The sequence below is a fragment of the Virgibacillus necropolis genome, assembly GCF_044793635.1.
Lineage (GTDB): Bacteria > Bacillota > Bacilli > Bacillales > Amphibacillaceae > Virgibacillus_F > Virgibacillus_F necropolis_A.
Window position 1 is genome coordinate 2,089,059 of record NZ_CP084992.1, and the last position, 23,963, is coordinate 2,113,021.

Sequence of the window (23,963 nt, forward strand, 5' to 3'; positions counted from 1 at the left end):
TCGACTGAAGGGGTTTATAGTATTATGCCAAAAGTAAAAACAACCGACAATTCAAAGGTTATAAAAAGTATTGCTATTAGTTTTGGTTATTACTCTTATCTTTGCTGGAACAGTATACTGGCTAGTTTCTTTTGATCTACCAATCGCTTTCTGGGTTATCGTTACCTTATTAGTATTGTTAGGGGCTACTGCTATATCAACACTGACAGACTCTTGATTCTTTTCAAACCTCAACATAGAAAAAGGTCTCAAATGAGACCTTTTAACAACAACTATCCAAACCTAGCAGGACAAATCTATCTCCCTCTTTATCTAATGTCAGATCATCAACAGAACTTCCTACCTCTTGGTCAATTGCTACACGAACTCCATTTACGTCTTTAATGACATCTGCTTCCTCTGGACTATCAAGTGATAATCCAATCTGAGGTCCACAACAGCCTGCACCTGCAGAATAGATACGAATTCCTTCACCGCCACGTTCTTCAAAAATATTGTGCAATGTTTCTTTTGCCTTTTCGGTAATATTCATAATGTTTCTCCTCTCCATTTAACTATTAGTTGCTAATATAATCCTTCAGCTTTTCATAGCCTATCTTTTCTTCACTGATCCATGGAATAATAGCGGCTTTTTCAGCTAATTCATCCCTAATCTTTTTAATCCACTTTATCTCTGTCTTAGCTCTACCTGCTAATATAGGGTCTTTTGTTTCTGTAGCCTGGAAGCTTTGGTTAATAACCCACCATTCAGGTTTAATATTTGCACGGATTAAGTCATCCTGTAGTCTGCCGGCCTCTAAAACTGGCGTTGTTTCCGCTAATGTAACAATAACAACACTAGTCTCCTCAGCATTCCGCAGTCGTGGAAGTAAATCCCGCACACTGTCTGATACATCACCTGTAGAACGGGTCAACTCTTTATGATATTCTTCAGCAGAATCTAATAAGAGTAACGTATGACCAGTTGGCGCTGTATCAATAACGACTATTTCATCATCTGATCTAGCCACTTTTTCAGCAAATGCCTGAAAAACTGCAATTTCTTCCGTACATGGCGAGTCCAGATCCTCCTGAAGATACGCAAGCCCTTCTGCATCAAGTTCTTTGCTTGCTTTTTTCAACACGTTTTCTTTATAAGCATTAACTTCTTCTTTAGGGTTGATAGAACTAATCGTTAATAGGTTATTATCAATACCATTTGAAAATATATACTCTAAATGAGCTGCAGGATCTGTAGTTGTCAAATGAACTTTGTGCCCTTTTTCAACTAATCCTACCGCCATAGATGATGCGACAGTTGTTTTTCCTACTCCGCCTTTTCCCATTGTGAGGATGACTTTTGTTTTATTTTCAGAAAAACTATCAACCATGGTATTCAATTTAGGTAAGACTACATTATCCTCACTTGAAACCTGATTATCTTTGGCTTGCAAAAAATCATAACTGAATAAGTAACGAAGGTTCGCAAGACCTGTAAGTTGATAGGAAACAAACGGCAATGAATAAATAGCCATTTGCTTCAGACCATCAGGAATTTCCTTTATTGCTGCCTGTTGCCGTTGATAGAATGCAGTCGAAACTTCATCATTAGAAACGTGCTTTTGTAATAACCCATTCACGATAAGTGCCTGGTTTCTTATCCCAATTTCATTTAATTCATGAGCTGACCGATTCGCTTCCTGTAAGGATGCTACTTCAGGTCTTGCCACCAGGATTAAGGTAGTTTTATCTCCATCTGACAGTGCATCTACAGTTTGTTTATATAGCTCTTTCTTTTCTTGAAGTCCGGATAATGGACCTAAACAAGAGGCTCCGTGTGTGCTTTCCTCTAAAAAACCATTCCAGGCAGTTGGGAGTTGTAACAATCTCAATGTATGTCCAGTTGGAGCAGTATCAAATATGACGTGATCATAATTGTGAACTGATGGATTGGAAATAATTGTTGCAAACTCGTCAAACGCCGCCATTTCTACTGTACACGCCCCAGATAGTTGTTCCTCCATTTTGGTTATAACGGAACCTGGAAGTTTATTCCGATAAGGTCCAACAACCTTTTCCCGGTAAATCCTTGCAGCTTCTTCAGGATCAATGTTTGACGCATCTAGATTTTCTATATTCGGTACAGGCTTTGGTGAATTTGTTAATTCTACTTGTAATACATCCTGTAAATTAGACGCTGGATCCGTACTGACGAGTAATACCCTTTTTCCTGAATCAGCCAAATGAATGGCTGTTGCACATGCAGTGGAAGTCTTACCTACGCCACCCTTGCCAGTAAAAAACAAGAAGGGGGTTTTAACCAAGTGCTTTGGACTAAAAGTTTGGAACATATTCTTACACCTCGCTATTTCAATTGATCAATATCTATCATTACACGATTATCAGGTCGATCATTTAACTCTTCTGATGCGATATTAAACCACATTGAAAGTTGCGCATTAGATGGATAATCAGATTCCAAAACAATTTCTCCATCTAACATAACCACTGGTAAACTGTCAGGACCTTTTTCCTCAAGGAAGTTATTCACGATTTTATTATCAACGAACTCCCCTGGCTCATTTGCAAGATTATAACGTTTTATATTAAAACCCTTCTTTTGAAGAGAAAATACAGCACTAGCTACCCGTATAAGCTCCGGGTCTACACTAGGTCCACATACTCCTGTTGAACAGCACATAGCTGGGTCAAAAATTTCAAGTTTGGTCATGCTAACCCTCCGTTGTAAATCTATTTTAGTCCTTTTGAAGCTTGTTAAGCTATTATTGGCCCGTTTCAGCGAAATTCTTTATGCGCTCGCCTATTTCATCGCGTACCTGTTGAAAAACCTTCCATTTTTCCTCGTCTGTTCCTTCAGCTTTTGCAGGATCATCAAAGCCCCAGTGTTCGCGTTTTACATGGGGTGGTGTCATTGGGCACTTATCCGCTGCATCCCCACATAGTGTAATAGCCAAAGTGGCGTTATTCAAAATTTCAGGTTCAATTATTTCGGATTTTTGATCCGAAATATCAACATCAACTTCCTGCATCGCTTTAATCGCATTTGGATTCAAGCCATGCGCTTCAATTCCTGCACTTTTCACTTCCCATTCGTCACCTAGGTATTTTTTTGCCCAACCTTCAGCCATTTGGCTTCTGCACGAGTTTCCTGTACATAAAAAGTAAATTGTTTGTTTAGACATAGAGTAAAGTCTCCTTTTTTATAAAATAATCCAAAGCCACAACGCAAGTCCTGATAGCGTTATGAACAATGTTGGTATGGTAAGAATAATTCCGACTTTAAAATAATAACTCCATGAAATCTTAAACCCTTTAAGTGATAAAACATGAAGCCATAACAACGTTGCGAGCGAACCAATCGGTGTAATTTTAGGACCTAAATCTGATCCAATTACATTGGCATAAATAAGTGCTTCTTTAATTCTACTTGTCGTTTCCACCTCTGAAATAGCGAGGGCGTCAATCATAACCGTCGGCATATTATTCATTATCGAAGACAATATCGCCGCAATAAAGCCCATACCAATCGTGGCAACATATAGACCCTGATCAGCAGTCCATTGGATTAATGTAGCCAGAACACTTGTTAATCCGGCGTTCTGCAGACCATACACAACCACATACATTCCAACTGAGAAAAAAACAATTGCCCAAGGTGCACCTTTTACTACTGTTGAAGTTTCAACAGCAGGACTTCTTCTAGCCATGATCAGGAATAGAATTGCTATGATACCAGCTACAATGGATACTGGAACATTAATGACTTCACTACCAAAGTATCCAGCCAATAATGCAGCTAATACTACCCATGAAATTCTAAACATGGATTTATCTCTAATTGCTTCTTTTGGTTGTTTTAACTGAGATAAATCATAGTTCTTCGGAATGCTTTTACGGAAAAATAAATATAATACCAAAATACTTGCACCTATGGAGAAGAGATTCGGAATAATCATTCGTGAAGCGTATTCCACAAATCCAATTCCAAAATAATCGGCAGAAACAATATTAACTAAGTTACTTACAATCAACGGCAGTGATGCGGTATCTGCGATAAAACCACTTGCCATAATAAAAGGTAAAATCATTTTTTCTTTAAAGTTTAAGTTTCGCACCATTGCCAATACGATTGGCGTTAAAATAAGTGCTGCACCGTCATTCGCAAAAAACGCAGCAACAACAGAACCTAATAAGATGATATAGACAAACATTCTAACGCCATTACCTTTGGCAATACGCGCCATATGTAATGCAGCCCATTCGAAAAAGCCAATCTCATCCAAAATAAGCGAAATTAAAATAACAGCAACAAACGTTAGCGTTGCATTCCACACAATTCCTGTAACCGTAAGTACATCACCCCATGTGACTACACCCACGATTAATGCTAGGATCGCACCGCCACACGCACTCCATCCAATACCTAAGCCTTTAGGCTGCCAAATGACTAATACTAATGTAGCCACAAAAATTCCTATGGCTAAATAAACTAATGAATCCAATCAAAATTCCTCCTCGTATACGAAAAAACTACGTGCAGCTAATCCGTTTTCCTTCTGCTTCTAAGCCTTCTAACTTTTCTTTCTGATCTGGAATATGTTCCAGAAGAGTCATAACCAACGGATAACTCACACTCTCTTTATTTAACGAATAAAAAATCCATTGCCCTTTTCTTTTTTCTTTTACAATGCCAGCATCTCTAAGTTTACGAAGATGTTGACTAATTGAAGGCTGGCTCATTTCGAACACTTCAACAAATTCACAAACACAGCATTCATTATCTTTTAACAAACCAACCATTGTTAGTCTCGTTTTGTCACCTAATAATTTAAGTGTCAATGCCGCTTTTTCAATATCAATTACAGTTTTCAGCATATCTAAAGCGCCTCCTCATTCATTCGCGTATTAGTATATAACAATTTGCTTATATGTTGCAATAAAAAAATTCTCAACCAATGATGTCGAGTAAAGATTTTAAACAAAAGGCTCTTTTCGTACGCATTGTTGCTTTTTCATCTTCATAGTTGATATATATTGCGACGTAACTGCTGGTTGATTTCCGCTGCGGACCGTTGCTTTCCGCGGGCACGGCTTCAGCCTCCTCGAGAAAACCACTCTGCGGGGTCTGCAGACTCGTGCTGTTCCCGCAGGAGTCAACGATCCTCCGCTCCAATCAACTGCCGTAATAGTGAAAGGAGCTATATAGTACTGCTTCCAGACACCAGCGAAGGAAAAACACGGAGACTCCTGCGGGAACAGCGAAGACGATGAGACCCCGCAGTGAGCGGTTTCTGCTCGCGAGGAGGCTCAGCGCGAGCCCGCGGAAAGCGTAGTGATTTTTCCGTAGCGGTACGCTATGACACAGTATATATCTATTCTCCCAAAAGCAACAATCTTTACGAAAACAGCCAAACAAAATTAAAAGAGGACCAGACGTATCTAATCCCCTTAAATGCAAGCCGAAGCTATACAGAACAATTCATTTAGATTATGTTATTAATTCAATTGCTTATTATTTTCACCCCTGACAATAATGTCTAAAGGGATTTTTTCAACCGCTAATTCTTCTCTTTTTATATCAATAATTGCTTCCACATAATCTACAATTTCTTCTACCTTTTTATCCGTGTTCCACCACCATTTTGACTCGTGCAAATCGGTTTTTATAATAATCTGCAAGGGTTTCGGATGGAAGGAAGAAGCAAACCCTCTATATTCATCAAACTTTTTACTTGTTTCCTCCATGATTGATCTAAAAATAGGCGCCCATTTTTGATCCATTACTTGAACCTTGCTTTTTTCTTTATTGCAAGGTCTATGCTTACATTTGTTTTTGAGAGAACGGCATTCTTAATACGTTTTTCTACATTATCCACAGTACCATCGTTATGTTCATCACTATATGGCAGCATAATTTCCACGTACAGTTTAGGTTTCCTTGGGGAAATTGCCAAACTACCTATTTCAAATTCTTCCTCCTTTAGAATCTTCTCTGCTATTAGTAATACTTCCCCGGCAAGCTCTCGCATTGCTTTATCTTCCTCGCTAAGGTCCATAACATCATGACTCATAACCCTGAATTTGACACTAATATCATCAAGTTCAACATCATCTGCAATGTCATAAATAAGAGCTTTCATGTTGCCGCCGTGCTTATCCTCTATTTCTTGACTTTGAAGTTGAACACTTACAATTCGTTTATCAAAACTAAATCCTACTGAAGCTTTCCCATCGTATTTATTATGGAATTCCTTACTTACCTTTTCCAATAACTGGTCTATTCTCTGATGATCTTTCTTCGTATCTTTCATGCTTTCAACCAATGTCATTTCATCATTATTTATATTTCCTATTAAAAAAGGAAAAGCAAAGATACAAACAACTACTACAACTGACAAAACAAGCAACTTTTTATTCATCAAACCGCCCCCAACAAAGGAAATGTCTGTTAGTTATAGTATGCTTGTATTGTTTTTTAATGACATTGTAGAACATATAATATGTTATGTGTTGCACAAAAAATAAGAAAAGAGATTCCTAGTTATAGAATCTCTTGTTAAGCAATATTATACTATCTTTGTTATGTTTTTAATATTTGTCTCCAGTATTGACGCTCACCTTCATCACGGACAACGATGTCCAACTTTGCAAGTTCACTGCGCAGGTCTTTAATTTCATCCTTTTCTTTTTTCTTTAACGCCTTTTCTCTTGCCTTCATCAAGGCATTTACTGCAGGTGAAAGGTCTGGAGTATCCAGAACCCAACGACGATACTGATCCTTGTATGGATCGCCCTCTGCTGACCATGGATATCCATGTTTTTTGAATGCATTGGAATAGTGTTCAGCGTTTTCATCAGTTTTTTCACGTGCAATTTCGCGTCCAGAAGTATCTAAAAAAACAAGTTGTTTATCCTCAGAAAAGACAGTATCAATACTCTTCAATACAATAGTTTGCTTATTTCCATCCTTATCCAATTGAGTCTCTTGATCAGTGACAGTCACAATTAGACTCTCCCTAATTGATATATAAGCTATCGCAAAACCTGCTATTAAGCCAATAAGTGACATAATAACATCAAGCAATGGGCCACTAAAAGAGTTGATCAACTCAATGGGACCTTGAAATGGCACCCATGGTAGTGTTAATGCCCACGCTGCTATTCGCGGGAGAAAATAACCCAGTATAAGTCCCAAAGCCCCAAATAAAATATATAAGCCAATGCCTATTTTTGTGGTAATACCCACGATTGTTTTTTCTTGATAGGATGATTTCTGTGCCGTCATTCGGTTTCACCTTCTTTATTTACTTTATCCCACATTAAGGTTATAACTCTAGTAAGTTATGCTTTTGTTGCTTTACTAATAATGTTTACGAGTTCACTGCTATATGTTTCTATATCAACCTTTTTTGTTGTAACACTATTAATCATATACTCACCAATAGCACCTTGAATCATGGTAGCCATAACATCTACATTAAATGCTCCAAAGTCTCCACTACCTTGGCCGTTACGTAATATTTGTTTAAGCTCATGCAGTAATACTTCTTCTTCGTCATCACCTAATTTATAGTATGGGATGTTATCAGGCGTTCTAGCGTTAAAGATAATTTCTATTAAAGCTGCATTATGTGTGTGATACTTACCCTGATAATCTAAACTAGCTAAAATAAATGCATTCAATTTCCCCTGAACAGTACTTTCTCGACGTACCCGCTCCAGGATATATAACTCTGACCTTTCTATAAGTTTCATCAGGAGGTGATTCATTAAATCATTTTTATCTGTGAAGTGGTAAGAAATCAAAGCCGTGCTAATCCCTGCTCTTTTAGCAATCTGGGAAAGGCTAGCTTTTACATATCCAATTTCATCAAGCGTTTTAATTGCTGCCTCTATGATTTGTTCGCGTCTTGCTTCTGAAATAAAAGACTGTTTACCACTCGTTTTATTATTTTCATTCATCATCTCGCCTCAATTACTGTTTTAGTAGCTGCTTTTTTGCCAAAAGTTCCATGCATAACTAGGAATCCCTCTTATTTTGATTGGTTAATTAATTTTTTGATTGAACGGTCAACCAAATTATAGCGCAGGGAAATTTTGCTGTCAATACGACACTTATACTTAGTGATATTCGCCTACCATAGAAAGCACTTGCGAGTAGAACTCCTTTTCCTTTTGGATTAATTTCTCAAAATTATCGACTGAAATGCAAAGCTTCCACCTACAACTTCATCTGAAACTACATCAAAACGTTCGATTGTGAAAAATTCGGCAAGTAGCTCTTTGATCAAGTCATCTTCATAGAAGGAAAAAAACCGCTTCGGCTCATAAAAATCATCTTCCCACACACCTTCCGAGTTTTTGCCACCATATACACCCATGAAAAACAGCCCAGATGGTTTTAATACTCGCTTGATTTCTGAAAGGACAACGCTTATTTCATCTTTTGGGACGTGAAGCAAACAATTCATCGCCCATACCGCATCAAAATGATTATCCGGAAATCCCAACTCATCAAAACTCATGACATCAGCAATTAGTCCTTTATTTCCACACAGTTTCACCATCTCAGGTGAAATATCCGTACTATATGTATCTATCCCTTGTTCTTTAAAAAATAGACTATCTTTTCCCGGCCCTGCTCCAATTTCTAATAGATTAGACTTATTTTCATCTATTAAAAACTTGTTGAAAATATCGCGCTCTTTAATTTTCCAATCTTGCTGCCTCTGTGAGTCCCGCTCGTTTGCTGATTTATTATAGGAATCGATAATATTTATTTTATTTGTCATTGGTTTCCTCCAAATTTCGTTTTAATTACCTTCCGTATAACAAAGGAAGGAACCAAATAACTACTATAAATGTAAACGAAGTTGTTAGCCAAAACGTGTTCATCGACGTCTTTTCCTCGTATCTGATCTTTTTTAATATCGAAACTAAATTCAAACAGAATACAATGCAAGCTACTACAATAAATACGAATCCCATTTTACTACCACCTAAATATTTAATTCTGAACCTGGATCATTAACACTTTATGTCCATTTTCATTAAATTCATCTTTATCTTCATCATAAAAATAGTCCTGAATCAATAAATAAATCATAATTGAGAAAAAAATAAATGTTCCGGTGACAACCAGGGCGAGAAAGGATTTAACTATTATACTCAGAACTTTAAACCATTTATAATTATGCCAGTTCTTTATTCCCCCGAATACGTTCATTATTCCACCGCCTCATTACTGGTTTCCATTATTTTCTTGATTTTGCCTTGATAATTAAAAAATGCGGATTTTCCATTAAGTACTTATAGGAACTTGGACTTTTATTTTTCATCGTTTCTTGGGGCTGGGGTTCGATCAAACCCTCGACAGAGAAGAATTTCGTGGTGTCTGTTACGGTTTCCTGCAATGATCTTCTATAAAAACTAACATCGATTGTTATATTTGGTTTTTCCCATGTATCGGTTAAAAGTGTCTTCTGAAAGTAATCCTCTATATCGAACTTTGTAAAGTCCATAAAAGGGTGATGTACTGAAAACAGTAGCGTACCGTTTGGCTTTAATACTCTATTTAATTCACTAAAGGTAAACTCCCAATCCTTTATATAGTGAAGGGTTAATGAGCTAAGTATGAAGTCGAATTGATTAGCTTTAAAAGGTAGATTATCTTGTAAATCATGACAAACGATTGTTGCCCTGTCTTTTAATCGCCTTTTAGCAGCAGCTATCATTTCCGTACTTAAATCAATTCCAGTTACTGTTGCCCCTCGCTCTACCAATGCTTCCGAATACCAGCCAGCTGAACAGCCTGCATCCAGAACATTTAATCCATGTAATTGTTCGGGGACTTGATTCATCATTGCCGGCCGTTCATAATCGGTATTATATGGACTTGAATGATCAACATTCTCTTCGTATGCTTTAGCCAAATCATTGTATGTATCTTTCGTTGATTTCTTCAAGATATTATCTCCCTTCCTTAATCATAAAAACACCTATCAGAAATAATATGATTGTTATTAATAGCAGAAATGATAAACCTATTTCCACATAAGTAATAATAGAGAGGATCAGCATCGAAATTGTAAATAATACTGCTGTTAATACATCGATTTTGTTTCTTGAATCTGTTTTACGCTTTCGTAGACCATTAACGATTCCTGCTGCCCCCAAACCCACCATTACTATCCAGATTACATAATTTAATTCGATTACCGCTCACTCCCTTTTTTATCTGCAAGGTAGAAAACTGTTACACCAAAACAAAAAATAATTAATGAGAGTAGCATGTATGCGGCTCCGTCAATTCCTTCTATCTCCACATTTCCTATGTACATAATAATGATTGCTACTAATATAGAAATAATGCTGGGCGCAAGTATTACTAGTTTGGGTTTATTGTTTTTTCTAAACCCACGAGTTAGGCGAATAACAATAATACCTATTAGAATTCCTATAACTGCAAATACAACAAATAACAAACCACACACCTCCACATGTTAGTTTAAAGGTTTTTTGAAAACAAAACTAACTTTATTATAGTCCATTCTCGACTCATAAAAGCGATGAGCATCTGTTCGTTGCAGCCCAGATGACAACGCTACACTTTCATAACCGTTCTGCTTAGCCCAATCATGTACATGTGATAGAAGTGTTTCGCCATGGCCCTGTGAACGCATTCTTTCATCTGTAACAAGATCACATACCCAAACAAACCGACCATAATATAGCGTTATCATGGGTTTGAATCCAACAACCGCAGCAATCCTATCTTGTTCGTATAAAGCAAAAAGCCTATACATATCTTTTTCTTTAGCTTCACTAACCAACTCGACAAATGTATTCTCATCCAGGTGAGTCCTTAATTGTTTCATAACTGGGAAGCCATCCAGAATTTGTTTTTTAGAATTCAGTTCTCTAATTGTTATGTCTGTATCCAATGCACTATCTCCCCACATAAGTTTTATACTATAATCTCATATGTTAATCCACAATAACCGCTTTATCAGGATTTCTCTGAAGATCAAAAATTGCCTTGATTTGTGATTCTGTATTCCTATTAGTTGAAAGCTCCGGCAAATTATTTTCAGAGAAAAAATTTATATCTTTTGTCTCTATCCCAATACTAGCTTGTCCACCTATTATCTCGCAATGAATAAATACTTTGTAATAATGGTAGGGTTGCGGTGGATGAGGATGTTTATTCATATCCATTAATGCAAGTAGTTTCACTGGAGCTACAGTATAACCCGATTCTTCTTTTATTTCCTTGACAATATTCTCAGAAGGGGATAAACCTATTTCACAAAAACCTCCAGGTAAAGACCATTTGTTATCATGTTTTTCTCTAACCAATAATATTTTCCCATCTTTAAACACCGCCCCGCGAACATCTACTTTGGGCGTTTGATAGCCTGGTTCATTTGTGAACAATTCTTTGATTTTCGTCATTTCTAATTCAGTGTATTCTTCCATTATTTCGGCACTAATGCTTCGCAACTCTTCATAGCGCTCCACATCGTATACATCTTTCGAAAAAGTTAACCCTGCCTGGGATAAGGATTGTATTCTTTTTGCCCACTCCAACCATTTATAACTCATTGAGAAACACTCCATTTTAGTATTTATGTATTAATAATTACATCGGCTTGTTCTTTGATCCATCCACCCCAAGAATAAAGCGATTACCAAACCCTATTTTACAACTATATGTTTACTTGCAAAAATGAAATTAAACGTAATCCAAAATTTTTAAATCTACTTTATCGAAATAACCAATATCTTCATTGGTGTCCCAAAGTTTTATCTGTGTTGTCTCTTCGTTTTCTTTAAAGGGTTGTAACTTTCTTATTGTTGAAAAATAGACAGGATTATACTTAATAAATGTATTCCTATTATCCCTGACCTTAATTAAACCTTTAAATGTTAAATCTTTTACTTCTTGTCCAGTTTCCTCATAAAGCTCTCTGATTGCACATTCTTTTGGAGTTTCGCCTTTTTCTCTACGACCTGCAGGTAATTCCCATTGATTTCTCGATTTGTTAAAACATATAAGGTACTTATCCTTACATCGAATTACTGCAAAGAATCCCTCTACTGGTTGATATTGATATATCTCTGTTTCATTTATTTTAATAAAACCAAGAAACTGTAGCCCACACTTATTTTTAATGTTATCCAATAAAGCCCCTCCTGGAAAAGTAACTAAAGCAACACAGTTACCACAATTAAGAAGTTACCTTTCAAGTTAATTGTCACGCCCCTCAGGTGTTCTTTTTATAAAAAAATGATGATAACATTATTGATATTCCAAGTGCTATGAAAGCAATAGCCATGGATTGATTATCTAAAACGGTATTCTTCATGAAAATTGAAAAGCTACCAAATATAAATAATAGGAACCCTATACATAAGTTTATTTTTCCAAAAAGTGATAAGTCTTTCATATACTTCACCCCGTTTAACTTAACTTGTGTGGTATTTTTCTACATGTTCCAATCATCTTCCCATTGTTTAGGAATCTGTATTCCTGCTTGTTTAAGCGCAACAAAATATTGCCCCTGATGAATACCCTCGTGATGCACCGCTGCATTTAAGAGCTCTTCAATTGATAGATTTTCCGATCCCATTTCTATTTTTTCAACTTCTGTATGTAAGAACTTATATGCTAGATCGTCTCTGCTTCTTTTCAGTTCAGCAATAAGGTTGGACTCATTTGATATAAGTTCCCCTGGAAAGGTTATAATGCCTGTATGCAGGCCATCACGATATATGTCCCGGATTCGCACCATATGAATGAATAGCTTTCTTAACGTGCCTAATTCTGCTATTAGCTTACTGTCCCATTGCTCTTCTGATATATCCTCAGCTAACCGATTTGTCATAGTGGCAGCATATATGAAACCTTTTGTATCCATAAAAATTTATTCACTCTCCACTTTGTACTAGATATATTTTTTACCATTAGATATTTTTCCTTAGAAGATTTTTATTCTTCCTGTTAACCCGATTAGATTTAATTTAAAGTCCATAGGTTACTGGTACTTCAAAGATACGAGTACCTATCACATATTATTTTCTTTTATTTCTATAAATGCGATTACTTGTAAAAAATATTACCATCCCCGCATTAAAAATGATAAAAGATATCCCGAGTTGACCTGTTGTGGATGCTATATAAATGGAATGAACTAATAATGCAATCCAATAAAACCATAGCGTAATAACTACTGATTTGTGAGTATTTCTTCTTTCCTCATCATTTGATTTTTTCATTCCTCTACCTCTATTGAAAAATCAAGCAGCTTATTTCCGTTGTCATTTATAGTTAATGTAACATCGCCCGCTTCTATAAATGTGTACGGAGATAATTTATATAACTTTTTGATATCATGTACATCTTTCAATCTATTAACTGACGAACTGTCTTGCTGAACAATATTGGCCTTCCATCTTACTTCTTTTCCGGATGGATAGTTTACAAGTATTTCGACATCGTCATCTAGATTTAAATCCTCCCAGGAAACCAGATTTATTGCTGTTGCCTGATCTTTTGTTACTAATCCATTTGCGTAGTAACCAATTTCGCCAATTTCGCCAAAAACTGTATAACTACTACCATCTACACTAATATCCAGGAAAGGTGGTTGATAGGTTATTTTGGCATAAACTCCATATGAAAGTGATAAAACTGCCGCAATAGACAGACCAATTATAAGTTTTTTGAAAGCACTATTTTTGAAGTTACCCATCATTTCAGAAGCTCCGGCGAATTTGTCTATTAAAAGCAAAACAATAAGGACGAAAGCTATACAAATGCCAACAACAATATAAAACATTTAACCAATCCTTTCTTGGTTTTTAGGATAAAGAAATTTAATGAAGACCCAAATAGTTTTCAATTACAAAGGAAAATCAACTGAACGTACCTGGTCGGATATAATAAATAGTTACAAACGGATTAAAATGAACGATTTACATTTGATTAAAAAGATACTCAGATATAAGCATCCAGTTAGGCATGTATAACAAAAATGGCACGAGTAAATAAACGATGGTATTTATGTCGAACCTCACTTTTTTCGGAAGTAATAGTAATACAATGATAAAGTATAGCGGAAAAATAAAAGTAAAGATTTGTGCGTTTATCAAAATCCCCAGAGGATTTGTGCCAATCCAAACCAACACCAAAAGCCAACAATATTCTAATGCCAGATACGACCCAATTGACCACCAAAACCACTTTGGCTGTTCCCACTTTATCTTTTCCAAAAGAGCCAACCCCTTTAACACCTATTTTGGAGTATCAGTAATTTTACGGATATATCAGGGAGTTTTTATGTTTTATCAGGAATTTTCCAGATTTATCGGGATTTCTTGGTATTTATCAGTATTTAGCCTCAAATATGATAAACGCAACCAACTATTCGCCGTCATGGCATTCACGAAGGGTACTGTTCAACATAGTTATCATAATCCAGCACTTCGATTACGCCTGACCACAATTTTCGCTGGTGTGATTGGTTATACAGATCATACTCTTGATTAACCCGGTCTTCGGAAATTGCGTAGGATAGAAGTCTTTTTATAGAGGAATCGTTGAATGACCTTACTTCTACTTTCAAACCAAACACTCCTTCACACACCTACACCTCGCCAATTCCAAACGCAAGAAGTAAGATGTACACAATTGAACCAAGTGCAATTATATTTAAAATCAGCAACACCCATCTGCTCCAGCCTGCTCCTTTTACTGCTGATACAATACCCAACAGCGGAAGTGCTACCATGACGATAATTACTATAATTCCTAAAGACCAAAACGCAAAACCAGTGGCTAATAACGTAAAAATTGCCATATATATAAGAAAAAGTACTAGTGAAAAAACGCTAAAGATATTCATGTTAAAGACCTCCTTAGTTAACCACGTACAATTAGTTTTTTTACCTACATTAAGTTTAACATTTAACCGACCAAATTATTATAAAATTTAATCATTTTAAAAGAAAAACAACCTTCATACACTGGTGAGTGTATCGTCAGCTTCAAAATACCGGTGAAACAGCGAAATTCACCGGTGGAGTCCCATATTTCGCCGGTGCCGGGTGAAAATCGCCGATAAAACACAAAAATTCACCAGTGAAACCAAAAACTTCGCCGGTACCTGCCCGCGTGCCTAATACAAAATTATATAAAAAAAAAGAACCCAGCCACATTCAACTGGATCCTCATTATAAAATTAGTGCATCTGCACTCTATGCAGGTTGGCAAAAATGCCGTCACGCTCTATCAGTTCTTCGTGGTTACCCTGTTCGGCAATGCCTTCTTTTGTAACAACCATGATCCGGTCGGCGTTCTTGATGGTTGCCAGGCGATGTGCTATTACAAGGGTTGTTCGGTCTTTGGCCAGTTCGGTTAATGCTTTTTGGATAATCATTTCGGTTTCGGTATCGAGTGCTGATGTTGCTTCATCCAGGATTAGAATCGGTGGATTTTTTAAAAACATCCGTGCGATAGCAATCCGTTGTTTCTGACCACCAGACAGTTTCAAGCCACGCTCTCCGACTTGGGTTTCATAGCCATGTGGTAGCTCCTTAATGAATTCTTCCATATGGGCATCCTTGGCCGCTTTTTCAATTTCTTCATCGGTTGCATCCAGTCTGCCGTATGCGATATTTTCCCGCAATGTTCCGGTGAATAAAAATACATCCTGTTGTACGATTCCAATTTGATGGCGGAGGGATTCTTTCGTCATATCGCGTAAATCAATTCCGTCAATACTAATACCGCCACTATCTACATCATAAAAACGTGGGATAAGTGAACAAATTGTTGTTTTACCTGCCCCAGATGGGCCAACAAACGCAACGGTTTCTCCTGCCTCTACGGAAAAGCTAAGGTCCTTCAATACGGCTGACTGTGTTTTTTCGTAGCCAAAAGTGACATTATCAAACCTGATGTCACCTTTTAACAAATCGATATCACGAGCTCCCTTATGGTTAACTACCTCAGGACTAACGTCTAGCAAATCTGTGAACCGCTTAAACCCAGCCATTCCTTTTGGATATAGTTCTAGCAGCGCACTGATTTTTTCAATCGGCTTGAAGAGAACGTTTGTAAATAAAATAAATGCAACAAGGTCTCCATTTGAAATCTCATTGTTGAAGTTTAGCCATGAACCTACGACCAACACAACCAAGACGATTAAACGCATCATCATATATATATTGGAATGCACGAAAGCCATAACCTTATATGCACTAATTTTTGCCGAGCGGAAGCTATAATTATCTTTTGTGAAACGAGTCATTTCGTGTTTTTCATTTGTGAATGATTGGACAACGCGTACACCTGATACAGCGTCTTCCACACGTGCATTCACATCTGCTATGTCCGTGTACATCTTTTTCCATGCTGCATTCATCTTGATGTTACTGAACGTGATTAGCCAAACCAGGATAGGCACCACAAACAGAATAATTAATGCAAGCTTAGCGTTATACGTGAACATAATCCAGAACGCACCAATAAAGGTCATAATGGCAATGAAAAAGTCTTCTGGACCATGATGAGCAAGCTCACCAATATCAAATAGATCATTCGTGATTCGGCTCATGATATGTCCAGTTTTAGTATTGTCAAAAAATCGAAAGGATTGCTTTTGTACATGGTTGAACAAATGCTGCCGCATGTCCGTTTCGATATTTACTCCAAGCTTGTGCCCCCAATAGGTGACAACGTATTGAAGAAATGTGCTAAGTAAGTATAAAAGTAATAGCCCAATACTAACAAGGACAATTAAGTCCCAGTTACCACTTGGCAATAATTTATCAATAAATTTTTGAACCGCTACTGGAAAAGCAAGTTCCAGTATGGCAACAATTACTGCACAGCCGAAATCTATCAAAAATAATCGTCTATGTGGTTTGTAATAAGAAAAAAAGCGTTGTATCACGTGTTGCACTTCCTTTTCAGTATGTATAAAGCAAATTATAAGTCTAATCCTGTCGAATGGCAATAGGAAGAACTTCCGAAAAAGTACTTGTCAATGATTGGCCAAGTCCTGCATATATATGAAGAAAGTGCCCAGGGAGGTGTTCATGTATGAAAATGCCAATGGCAAAATGGATTTGTTACGCAGTTGGCTATGTATTTATCACCACCGGAATTGTAAAGTTATTGTTGGATGACTTCCAAACATATTTCAATAATTTGGACTTGCCATTTCCACAAACACTTTTGCTGATCGTAGCTTTAACAGAAATCGTGTGTGGTGCTTTAATTGCTGGCAGATTTTATGTGAAAGAAGCTTCGGTACCACTCATTATTATTATGTTAGCCGCAATTTTCTTAACCAAGCTACCGTTTCTTACCGAACAAGGATTCTTCCAATTCCTGTATGCAGCCAGACTTGATATTGTATTGTTAATTTTATTACTTTTACTGTGGAACCATGTGCGAGGACAGAAGTTTAGCTAGACAGAAAGAAATGCGGTGCTTCTGAGCATCGCATTTTTACTTATCCACAGACTTATACACATATGCACACACGTTCTTATAAATGAGGAAGAAAGAAAAACCGGGCATAAATCGCTCGGCCATTTTTATAGATTTAGGGGAAATGTGGATATAATAGGCACAGACTCGAAGTGCTTTATCGGCCATTTCGTAACTATAACCGCCAACATCAAAATATATCTGCCAATTTGAAATTATATCCGCCGATTGAAACTCTAAATCCTAAATCCTAACTATCCCCCCTACTAGCTTAAGCCTCACCTTTATTTGGCCAAATCCGAGGGTTATACTGCTTGCGCACTAGATAGACAAAGTTCCACCTCCACAAACTAGTGGAGGTGGTCAATTTACGCCTTAACGCTGTTGCCCTAACTTTATGGTTGTTGACTGCTTTTTACTATCTCGATAGAAGGTGACTTTTAAATCGTCGCCTACTTCTTTTTCTTGATAAAGTATTTTACGTAAATCAATCATATTCAAGATCTCTTTACCGTCAACATGCGTGATGACATCCAGTCGTTCAAGGCCTGCTTTATCTGCTGGCGATAATCGTTCGATGCTCCAAATATAAACGCCGCCTTTTACATCATCCGGAAGGCTTAATGTACTATCCCACTCTGTCTGCGGTACTTCTTCAAGCGAATAAATTTCAACACCTAAGTATGGCCTGGTAATTTCGCCTTCTGTTTCAAGCTCATTCACAAGCGGTCTTGCCGTATCAATTGGAATAGCAAATCCAATTCCTTCAACCGCTGTTTCGTTAATTTTCATCGAATTAATCCCAATAAGCTGCCCTTTGATATTGATAAGCGCACCACCGCTGTTTCCAGGATTTATTGCTGCATCGGTTTGGATTACCTCAGCCTGCCAATCGGCTCGTCCGTCTTGGTTAAAATCCTGTGGAACCGTGCGTTGCTTTCCGCTGATGACTCCTTGTGTAACAGAACCCGAGAACCTCATACCTAATGGATTACCGATTGCGATTGCAGGCTCGCCAACCTTTACATCATCTGATGAACCCATTTCTATGACTTGCTTTACATGTTTACTATCTACACGTAGAACGGCTAAATCTGAGAACAGATCGCTACCAAGAATTTTTGCTTCAATATGTGTGTCATCAGATAGTACTACTTCAACAGTATCCGCGTCTGAGACAACATGATGATTCGTAATCACATACGCATAACCATCTTCTTTTTTATAAATCACACCGGATCCTGTACCGGCCTGACTTTCCTGTTGCTGCCAAAAATCCATCTGTTGCTGAATATTGATTACTCCAACTACTGCAGGGGCAACTTTATCAACAACATCTGTAATTTGTGTAGACACGTCCACATTAACATAACTACTTCCTGATTGCTGATTCACATTCCCGGACTCAGAATCGTTCATCCATGCTTGTGGAAGGATATTTGACTTTAATAATGAGGGCATTGCGATAACGACAACTAAGACGCCGATGATAATACCTATAACTACAGGGAAAAGCCAAGATTTCTTTTTCTTATGTGGTGGATATTGATTATTGTAATCATCCATCCTATCATCCCTTCCATCACACGTGGCGTCTTGCCATACTTATACTACCTCATACAAGTCCGTTGCTTTCTTCGGGTCTGTATCCATGATCTTGATTGTCTTGTTGACTGCAACGCCACGCTCTTCTAACACATTGCTAACCGACATTCGGGCTAGATCTTTCATATTATTATCTTGACTTAAATGTGCTAAATAAATACGTTTTGTTTGATTGCCAATAATATCATATAGTGCTAAACCGCAATCTTCATTTGAAACATGTCCAGAATCACCGAGTATGCGTCGTTTGACATTCCAGGGATATCGGCCCATCCGAAGCATCCCCACGTCATGGTTCGCCTCAAATATATAAGCATCTGCATCTTCTACTGTTTTCTTAATACGTTCAGAAACGTAGCCAAGGTCGGTTACCAATGCAACCTTTTTATTGTCATGGCGAAAGGTATAAAACATCGGTTCCGCTGCATCATGTGAGACACCGAATGACTCAATGTCCATGTCGCTAAATGTTTTTACTTCTTCCATACCAAAGTGAAATTTCTGGTCCAACGCAATTTTGCCTATTGAACCTTCCATTGCTTTCCACGTTTTTTCATTTGCATAGATTGGTAAATTATATTTACGAGCGATGATTCCTAGACCCTTTATATGATCACTATGCTCATGCGTAACCAATATACCAGTTAGTTTCGTCGGATCAACACGTACTTCACTTAGAAGCTTGTCCATTTGCTTTCCGCTTAATCCAGCATCCACCAAAATTTTTTCTTTTTCTGATTCAATATAAAAAGCATTCCCTGTACTGCCTGATGCTAGTACACTAAAACGTAAAGTCATTCCAATTCACTCCGATTTATTACTTCTAATCGCTTCGATAAGAGATTTACAAAATATTGCTTCAAATCCTTATTTCCTTCAATAGTACCCACTTTTGCAATAATTTCCTGAATTGCCTTATTTAGGAATTCAACGTCATCACTTGAGAATATATATCCTTCAATCGCATTAACAAAGTAATTACGCTCATCATTAACTGTTACTTTCCATGTTGGCGCAAATACTTGTGGCCCATCTGGAAGTGGAAGCCTTGTATGATAGCCAATTTCTGCATTTGATATTTCATCCCCAGGGTTTAACTCATTGTTCTGATTAAGGACTTTGATTGACTGTAGTGCCTTCATTAATAAAACCTTAGAGTCGTCCTGTTCTTTTACTTCTCCAAGCAACGTTTGTGTGTAAAAATTAATTTCATTTTTATCATTTAGGAATAATAAAACAATTCCATTCTGATTAAAATAAATCGGCCGCTTATTTTTTTCCTGGAAAAATAGTATAACATTCAATTCTTTATTCCAATCCCAAAAAACATAACTATCACTGGAAATTAAGGGTACCTTACTTTTAACCAAAGCTTCTATTTCTTCATCAGATGCATCCTCTGGAATAGGTAGCGGATCCTTTTGCCTGGAAATAATAAATTCCTGATCAATCACTACAGTTTCCTGACTTTCCAGAGATTTGAGTGGTTTCAAGGCATCTTCACTAAATTGCTGTTGTTGAACAGATATATAAGAATCCTCTAAATCTTTGTCCGGTAGTTCTTCTTCATTAAATTTTATATTATCTGCTTTCAAATTTTCCTGTATGGTTGATTCTTGTTCTTCCGTTAATGACTCAACATCTGTCTCTTGTTGCTTCGATATATATTGTGTAAGTAAATATATGTCTAGAAGAAGGAAACAGAGGATAAAAAGTGTTTTAATTTGGCTCCATTGCATCCACTGCTCCCCCCTTTTTCGGTTCAAAATCGATTAACTGCCATTCATCATCTAATTTTACAAACCATGCTGGAGTTAATGTTACCGAATAGGATGAGTCATCATTATACTCATACTCATATCCTATTTTAATATCTTGTATCGCAGCAAGATCGTACACATTAGAAAATTCACGCTCCAAATAGGAAATCAATTCCACACCTGATTTAAGTGTTATTTCTTCCTTTTCTGGTAAAACCCGATTCAAACTAATTAGCGGCCTATTATAAATATATAAGTTACCGTTATTTCTAAATTGTTGTTCAATAGTTGAAAGGTTCGTATCACTGAAAGCAGGATACCCCTCATAATACATCCGGTAACGAATCATATTAATTTGTGAGTTAATTTTTACAAGCCGGAAATTATCAGTCCACCCTTTATGATCATTAATTTTCAACCTACTATACTGCAAAAGATCCAGTGCAGGGATTCGGTCAAAACCGGCATCAGAATACGCTGAGTTGATAAACTGGGCAGTTCTGCCACTATTCGATAATTTTAACTCACTAATACCATCTGTAAAAGAACTTCCCGATTTCTCAACTAAGGTAGTTTCACTAAATAATGCATCTACTAAGCCTTTAGTTGGGGCGATATGCGTAACTGTATAACGCCTTTTATACAATGTTACACTATCAAGGGGAATATATATTGGGTTATTACCTATTTCAAATGTGATTAATTCGTTTAAGCCATTTTTCTCTTCCATATATGACAACAATAAATTATATTTACTTGCATTATTTACTATTGCCGTTGCCAGTGTCCGTCCACTTTCTGACATAAAGTGCATGGTTATTGAGGCATTAACTTGATTTAGTGTAAAACCAATTTTTTTAAAGGACAAATTAGGTAAGTCAACTGAATCCGAATTGTTAATCCTGAATAGGCTTCGTACTATTTCCATTGGAAGGGCTTCTGGAAATATAACTTCTACCCTTCTATTACCAATGGACTGTTCTTTTTCTTGTGCTAATTGGAAGTCATTTAGTCTCCAGGATTGCATTTCCTCGTATAAACGCTGCCCACTATCATTATTCGCAAAACTATAATGCTCATTATTCGTGTGAAAGAGAATCGTACTTGGTCTAATCAGATCTTGATTTGTAAACGTTTTACCACCAATGTTAACATTTTGTAGATCTTGATCAGGTAATACATCATCGTTCGGTTGAAAACTCCATAGTCCAAATGTCAACAACAAGCTAATTCCCACTAACATTGTTAACGTAAAGGATTTAATCGACTCCAACTTCATTATTTATTCCTCCGCTTCTGGTTCATTAGCGGCAGTGTAAAGAGGATGGTTGTCCCTTTACCTTCTTTGCTTTTCGCCCAAATCCTACCGTAATGTGCTTCAACCAGTTCCTTTGCAATCGCAAGGCCTAATCCAGTTCCACCAAGCTTACGGTTTCTTGCTTTATCCGCGCGATAGAAGCGCTCAAAAATCTTGTCCAGTTTTTCAAAAGCGATGCCTGGCCCGTCATCCTGAATACTGATTAACAGTTGATGATTATTTTTTTCAACTTTAAAAAGAATTGTACCACCATTCGGGGAATATTTAATTGCATTTGAAATAATATTATCCAACACCTGTGTCATCTTATCTTTATCTAAATAAACGTAATTCTGTCCTTTTAAAAGATCACGTTTCAGATTAATTTTCTCCGCAACGTTCATTTCAAAGCGGTCTATGATTTGATGGAAGTACGCAATAAAATCCGTTCTTTCTTTATGCAAACCATACTCTTTATGATCCATTTTTGAAAGCTGCAGAAGATCGTTGACCATTCTAATCATTCGTTCCGTTTCATTTTGCGTTACACCTAAAAATCTAGGCGCAATTTCCTTGTCTTTCCATGCGCCATCCGTCAATGCTTCAATATAACTCCGCATAGTAGTCAACGGTGTTCTAAGCTCATGTGATACATTTGAAACAAAATCCCGACGTTCTTGTTCTACTTTTTCTTGTTCCGTAACATCACTAATAACCGTAATAAACCCAGTGATTTCCTCATCGTCATCTGAAATAATTGAAAAGTTTGCTCGAATTAGAAAATCTTCATCTTCCTCACCAAAGTCAATGATCATTGACCCAGTATCCTGTAATTCTGAAATATCCACTACTTTATCACTCAGCTGTAAAACATCTAGTAAAAATTCACCTTTTACATCATCTGGGTCCTTATCAATCAACTTAGCTGCAGCGTAGTTCATTAAAGTGACAGCGCCAGTATGATTGGTTGCAATTACACCATCAGACATATTCGACATAACTGAACTAAGCTTTCGCCGCTCCTCTTCAGTTGTAGCGTATGAATGCCTAAGTTTATCATTTAAGTCATTAAATGTTTCTGCAAGATTCCCAATTTCATCCGTGCTATATACCTTTACCTTCTGTGAGAAGTCACTCTTTGCCATGGTTTGTGCTTGACGTCGCATTTCTTTAATAGGTTTGGTAATGGTTCTTGCTATTAAGACAGCCAATAAAGCTGACACAGTAACCGCAAGTATCGATCCTTTAAGAAATATTTGACTGATATCTTCTAGTTGCTTGTAAACACTTCCCATGGAAGCTTCCAGGTATATCGCACCTACCGTTTCACCACTACCATCTTTAAGCGATACCGCTAGTACATAAAATCTTTTTTCGGTTTCTGGTTTATAGACAACCTTTCGATCGGGAGTTCCATATAATAAAACATTTTGAACTAATTTATTTGTATTTCTTTTACCAATATTGTCTGTATAATCATTTGTACCCAATATGCGGCCTTGTATGTTTACAACCTGCAGGCTCGTAATATCATTACGATCTATATCTCCTACAATGCTTTGTATTTCTGTCTTTAAATCCGTCTCTCCCTCAACACGCTCTTTAGCAAAAGCTTGCTCTAGATTAAGACTGAGGTATTCGACCCTACTATTGACTGATTCCATAAAGTTTGCCCTCAGCTTATCCTCTAATTCTCCCACAAAATAAGATCCAATTACCTGAATTGCAACAAGTAATAGCAAGATAAAAATAATGATAAACTTTAATTGAATGGAACGAAAGAATCCTACCTTTCTCATAA

30 protein-coding genes are annotated in these 23,963 nt (G+C 37.0%); 1 reads left to right on the top strand and 29 read right to left on the bottom strand.

What is annotated here, in order from left to right; translation table 11 throughout:
- Window positions 1-262: 262 nt before the first annotated feature.
- From LG329_RS09965 to LG329_RS10080, 24 genes are all read right to left on the bottom strand, one after another.
- Window positions 263-532, bottom strand: a complete 270-nt coding sequence (locus LG329_RS09965; RefSeq protein ID WP_404450680.1) for an adhesin — start codon at window positions 530-532, stop codon at window positions 263-265.
- Between the two features lie 25 nt (window positions 533-557).
- On the bottom strand, window positions 558-2,330 hold the full coding sequence (gene arsA / locus LG329_RS09970) for an arsenical pump-driving ATPase (protein WP_404450681.1): 1,773 nt from the start codon (window positions 2,328-2,330) through the stop codon (window positions 558-560).
- A 14-nt stretch (window positions 2,331-2,344) separates the two neighbouring features.
- On the bottom strand, window positions 2,345-2,710 hold the full coding sequence (gene arsD / locus LG329_RS09975; protein ID WP_404450682.1) for an arsenite efflux transporter metallochaperone ArsD: 366 nt from the start codon (window positions 2,708-2,710) through the stop codon (window positions 2,345-2,347).
- Between the two features lie 52 nt (window positions 2,711-2,762).
- Window positions 2,763-3,182: an arsenate reductase (thioredoxin) gene (gene arsC / locus LG329_RS09980; RefSeq protein WP_404450683.1), complete on the bottom strand. Its 420-nt coding sequence runs from the start codon at window positions 3,180-3,182 to the stop codon at window positions 2,763-2,765.
- Between the two features lie 18 nt (window positions 3,183-3,200).
- On the bottom strand, window positions 3,201-4,502 hold the full coding sequence (locus tag LG329_RS09985; protein ID WP_404450684.1) for an arsenic transporter: 1,302 nt from the start codon (window positions 4,500-4,502) through the stop codon (window positions 3,201-3,203).
- Between the two features lie 28 nt (window positions 4,503-4,530).
- Window positions 4,531-4,875 (bottom strand): ArsR/SmtB family transcription factor, encoded by a 345-nt coding sequence (locus LG329_RS09990; protein WP_404450685.1) that lies wholly within the window; start codon window positions 4,873-4,875, stop codon window positions 4,531-4,533.
- Window positions 4,876-5,496: 621 nt separating this feature from the next.
- A complete protein-coding gene (locus LG329_RS09995; RefSeq protein ID WP_404450686.1) occupies window positions 5,497-5,781 on the bottom strand; it encodes a hypothetical protein in 285 nt (94 codons plus the stop codon).
- A complete protein-coding gene (locus tag LG329_RS10000; RefSeq protein WP_404450687.1) occupies window positions 5,781-6,419 on the bottom strand; it encodes a hypothetical protein in 639 nt (212 codons plus the stop codon). Before LG329_RS10000 ends, LG329_RS09995 begins: the two co-directional genes overlap by 1 nt.
- A gap of 161 nt (window positions 6,420-6,580) precedes the next feature.
- The gene (locus LG329_RS10005) at window positions 6,581-7,285 is read right to left on the bottom strand and encodes a DUF308 domain-containing protein (protein WP_404450688.1); all 705 of its coding nucleotides are present in this window, start codon (window positions 7,283-7,285) and stop codon (window positions 6,581-6,583) included.
- Between the two features lie 56 nt (window positions 7,286-7,341).
- The gene (locus LG329_RS10010; protein WP_404450689.1) at window positions 7,342-7,962 is read right to left on the bottom strand and encodes a TetR/AcrR family transcriptional regulator; all 621 of its coding nucleotides are present in this window, start codon (window positions 7,960-7,962) and stop codon (window positions 7,342-7,344) included.
- Between the two features lie 218 nt (window positions 7,963-8,180).
- Window positions 8,181-8,792, bottom strand: a complete 612-nt coding sequence (locus tag LG329_RS10015) for a class I SAM-dependent methyltransferase (RefSeq protein WP_404450690.1) — start codon at window positions 8,790-8,792, stop codon at window positions 8,181-8,183.
- A 215-nt stretch (window positions 8,793-9,007) separates the two neighbouring features.
- Window positions 9,008-9,226, bottom strand: coding sequence for a hypothetical protein (locus LG329_RS10020; RefSeq protein WP_404450691.1), 219 nt, complete (start codon window positions 9,224-9,226; stop codon window positions 9,008-9,010).
- 28 nt (window positions 9,227-9,254) lie between these two features.
- Complete coding sequence (locus tag LG329_RS10025) at window positions 9,255-9,965, bottom strand: class I SAM-dependent methyltransferase (RefSeq protein WP_404450692.1); 711 nt, start codon at window positions 9,963-9,965, stop codon at window positions 9,255-9,257.
- Window positions 9,966-9,969: 4 nt separating this feature from the next.
- Entirely contained in the window at window positions 9,970-10,176 is a 207-nt protein-coding gene (locus LG329_RS10030; protein ID WP_404450693.1) for a hypothetical protein, read from the bottom strand.
- A gap of 38 nt (window positions 10,177-10,214) precedes the next feature.
- On the bottom strand, window positions 10,215-10,484 hold the full coding sequence (locus tag LG329_RS10035; RefSeq protein WP_404450694.1) for a hypothetical protein: 270 nt from the start codon (window positions 10,482-10,484) through the stop codon (window positions 10,215-10,217).
- An 18-nt stretch (window positions 10,485-10,502) separates the two neighbouring features.
- Window positions 10,503-10,961, bottom strand: coding sequence for a GNAT family N-acetyltransferase (locus LG329_RS10040; protein ID WP_404450695.1), 459 nt, complete (start codon window positions 10,959-10,961; stop codon window positions 10,503-10,505).
- Between the two features lie 25 nt (window positions 10,962-10,986).
- Window positions 10,987-11,604 (bottom strand): NUDIX hydrolase, encoded by a 618-nt coding sequence (locus tag LG329_RS10045; RefSeq protein ID WP_404450696.1) that lies wholly within the window; start codon window positions 11,602-11,604, stop codon window positions 10,987-10,989.
- 130 nt (window positions 11,605-11,734) lie between these two features.
- Complete coding sequence (locus LG329_RS10050; RefSeq protein WP_404450697.1) at window positions 11,735-12,184, bottom strand: NUDIX domain-containing protein; 450 nt, start codon at window positions 12,182-12,184, stop codon at window positions 11,735-11,737.
- Between the two features lie 304 nt (window positions 12,185-12,488).
- Complete coding sequence (locus tag LG329_RS10055; RefSeq protein ID WP_404450698.1) at window positions 12,489-12,920, bottom strand: DinB family protein; 432 nt, start codon at window positions 12,918-12,920, stop codon at window positions 12,489-12,491.
- 154 nt (window positions 12,921-13,074) lie between these two features.
- Window positions 13,075-13,278, bottom strand: coding sequence for a hypothetical protein (locus LG329_RS10060; protein WP_404450699.1), 204 nt, complete (start codon window positions 13,276-13,278; stop codon window positions 13,075-13,077).
- Window positions 13,275-13,841, bottom strand: a complete 567-nt coding sequence (locus tag LG329_RS10065) for a hypothetical protein (protein WP_404450700.1) — start codon at window positions 13,839-13,841, stop codon at window positions 13,275-13,277. Before LG329_RS10065 ends, LG329_RS10060 begins: the two co-directional genes overlap by 4 nt.
- A 603-nt stretch (window positions 13,842-14,444) precedes the next feature.
- Entirely contained in the window at window positions 14,445-14,627 is a 183-nt protein-coding gene (locus LG329_RS10070) for a hypothetical protein (RefSeq protein ID WP_404450701.1), read from the bottom strand.
- A gap of 21 nt (window positions 14,628-14,648) precedes the next feature.
- Entirely contained in the window at window positions 14,649-14,906 is a 258-nt protein-coding gene (locus LG329_RS10075; protein WP_404450702.1) for a hypothetical protein, read from the bottom strand.
- Between the two features lie 336 nt (window positions 14,907-15,242).
- On the bottom strand, window positions 15,243-16,958 hold the full coding sequence (locus LG329_RS10080; protein WP_404450703.1) for an ABC transporter ATP-binding protein: 1,716 nt from the start codon (window positions 16,956-16,958) through the stop codon (window positions 15,243-15,245).
- A 149-nt stretch (window positions 16,959-17,107) separates the two neighbouring features.
- Here LG329_RS10080 and LG329_RS10085 point away from each other — a divergent pair, with 149 nt between their 5' ends.
- Window positions 17,108-17,482 carry a DoxX family protein gene (locus LG329_RS10085; RefSeq protein ID WP_404450704.1) on the top strand — a complete coding sequence of 125 codons (375 nt, stop codon included), beginning with the start codon at window positions 17,108-17,110 and terminating at the stop codon, window positions 17,480-17,482.
- Between the two features lie 393 nt (window positions 17,483-17,875).
- On the opposite strand, the gene LG329_RS10090 is transcribed toward LG329_RS10085, so the two are convergent.
- From LG329_RS10090 to walK, 5 genes are read right to left on the bottom strand one after another with little or no spacing between them, the layout of a single operon-like run.
- Window positions 17,876-19,066: a S1C family serine protease gene (locus LG329_RS10090; RefSeq protein ID WP_404450705.1), complete on the bottom strand. Its 1,191-nt coding sequence runs from the start codon at window positions 19,064-19,066 to the stop codon at window positions 17,876-17,878.
- Between the two features lie 39 nt (window positions 19,067-19,105).
- Window positions 19,106-19,903 carry an MBL fold metallo-hydrolase gene (locus tag LG329_RS10095; protein ID WP_404450706.1) on the bottom strand — a complete coding sequence of 266 codons (798 nt, stop codon included), beginning with the start codon at window positions 19,901-19,903 and terminating at the stop codon, window positions 19,106-19,108.
- Window positions 19,900-20,844 (bottom strand): two-component system regulatory protein YycI, encoded by a 945-nt coding sequence (locus LG329_RS10100; protein WP_404450707.1) that lies wholly within the window; start codon window positions 20,842-20,844, stop codon window positions 19,900-19,902. Before LG329_RS10100 ends, LG329_RS10095 begins: the two co-directional genes overlap by 4 nt.
- Window positions 20,825-22,144 carry a YycH family regulatory protein gene (locus tag LG329_RS10105; protein WP_404450708.1) on the bottom strand — a complete coding sequence of 440 codons (1,320 nt, stop codon included), beginning with the start codon at window positions 22,142-22,144 and terminating at the stop codon, window positions 20,825-20,827. The genes LG329_RS10100 and LG329_RS10105 overlap by 20 nt, the downstream gene beginning before the upstream one ends.
- Complete coding sequence (gene walK / locus LG329_RS10110; protein WP_404450709.1) at window positions 22,144-23,961, bottom strand: cell wall metabolism sensor histidine kinase WalK; 1,818 nt, start codon at window positions 23,959-23,961, stop codon at window positions 22,144-22,146. The genes LG329_RS10105 and walK overlap by 1 nt, the downstream gene beginning before the upstream one ends.
- Window positions 23,962-23,963 lie beyond the last annotated feature (2 nt).

Coding starts and splice junctions, on each gene's coding strand:
- LG329_RS09965 (WP_404450680.1), bottom strand. CDS start 532: ATGAATATTACCGAAAAGGCAAAAGAAACATTGCACAATATTTTTGAA.
- LG329_RS10040 (WP_404450695.1), bottom strand. CDS start 10,961: ATGTGGGGAGATAGTGCATTGGATACAGACATAACAATTAGAGAACTG.
- LG329_RS10010 (WP_404450689.1), bottom strand. CDS start 7,962: ATGAATGAAAATAATAAAACGAGTGGTAAACAGTCTTTTATTTCAGAA.
- LG329_RS10020 (WP_404450691.1), bottom strand. CDS start 9,226: ATGAACGTATTCGGGGGAATAAAGAACTGGCATAATTATAAATGGTTT.
- walK (WP_404450709.1), bottom strand. CDS start 23,961: ATGAGAAAGGTAGGATTCTTTCGTTCCATTCAATTAAAGTTTATCATT.
- LG329_RS10055 (WP_404450698.1), bottom strand. CDS start 12,920: ATGGATACAAAAGGTTTCATATATGCTGCCACTATGACAAATCGGTTA.
- arsC (WP_404450683.1), bottom strand. CDS start 3,182: ATGTCTAAACAAACAATTTACTTTTTATGTACAGGAAACTCGTGCAGA.
- LG329_RS10105 (WP_404450708.1), bottom strand. CDS start 22,144: ATGAAGTTGGAGTCGATTAAATCCTTTACGTTAACAATGTTAGTGGGA.
- LG329_RS09990 (WP_404450685.1), bottom strand. CDS start 4,875: ATGCTGAAAACTGTAATTGATATTGAAAAAGCGGCATTGACACTTAAA.
- arsA (WP_404450681.1), bottom strand. CDS start 2,330: ATGTTCCAAACTTTTAGTCCAAAGCACTTGGTTAAAACCCCCTTCTTG.
- LG329_RS10085 (WP_404450704.1), top strand. CDS start 17,108: ATGAAAATGCCAATGGCAAAATGGATTTGTTACGCAGTTGGCTATGTA.
- LG329_RS10045 (WP_404450696.1), bottom strand. CDS start 11,604: ATGAGTTATAAATGGTTGGAGTGGGCAAAAAGAATACAATCCTTATCC.
- LG329_RS10015 (WP_404450690.1), bottom strand. CDS start 8,792: ATGACAAATAAAATAAATATTATCGATTCCTATAATAAATCAGCAAAC.
- LG329_RS09995 (WP_404450686.1), bottom strand. CDS start 5,781: ATGGATCAAAAATGGGCGCCTATTTTTAGATCAATCATGGAGGAAACA.
- LG329_RS10065 (WP_404450700.1), bottom strand. CDS start 13,841: ATGTTTTATATTGTTGTTGGCATTTGTATAGCTTTCGTCCTTATTGTT.
- LG329_RS10060 (WP_404450699.1), bottom strand. CDS start 13,278: ATGAAAAAATCAAATGATGAGGAAAGAAGAAATACTCACAAATCAGTA.
- arsD (WP_404450682.1), bottom strand. CDS start 2,710: ATGACCAAACTTGAAATTTTTGACCCAGCTATGTGCTGTTCAACAGGA.
- LG329_RS10005 (WP_404450688.1), bottom strand. CDS start 7,285: ATGACGGCACAGAAATCATCCTATCAAGAAAAAACAATCGTGGGTATT.
- LG329_RS10075 (WP_404450702.1), bottom strand. CDS start 14,906: ATGAATATCTTTAGCGTTTTTTCACTAGTACTTTTTCTTATATATATG.
- LG329_RS10090 (WP_404450705.1), bottom strand. CDS start 19,066: ATGGATGATTACAATAATCAATATCCACCACATAAGAAAAAGAAATCT.
- LG329_RS10095 (WP_404450706.1), bottom strand. CDS start 19,903: ATGACTTTACGTTTTAGTGTACTAGCATCAGGCAGTACAGGGAATGCT.
- LG329_RS10000 (WP_404450687.1), bottom strand. CDS start 6,419: ATGAATAAAAAGTTGCTTGTTTTGTCAGTTGTAGTAGTTGTTTGTATC.
- LG329_RS10100 (WP_404450707.1), bottom strand. CDS start 20,844: ATGCAATGGAGCCAAATTAAAACACTTTTTATCCTCTGTTTCCTTCTT.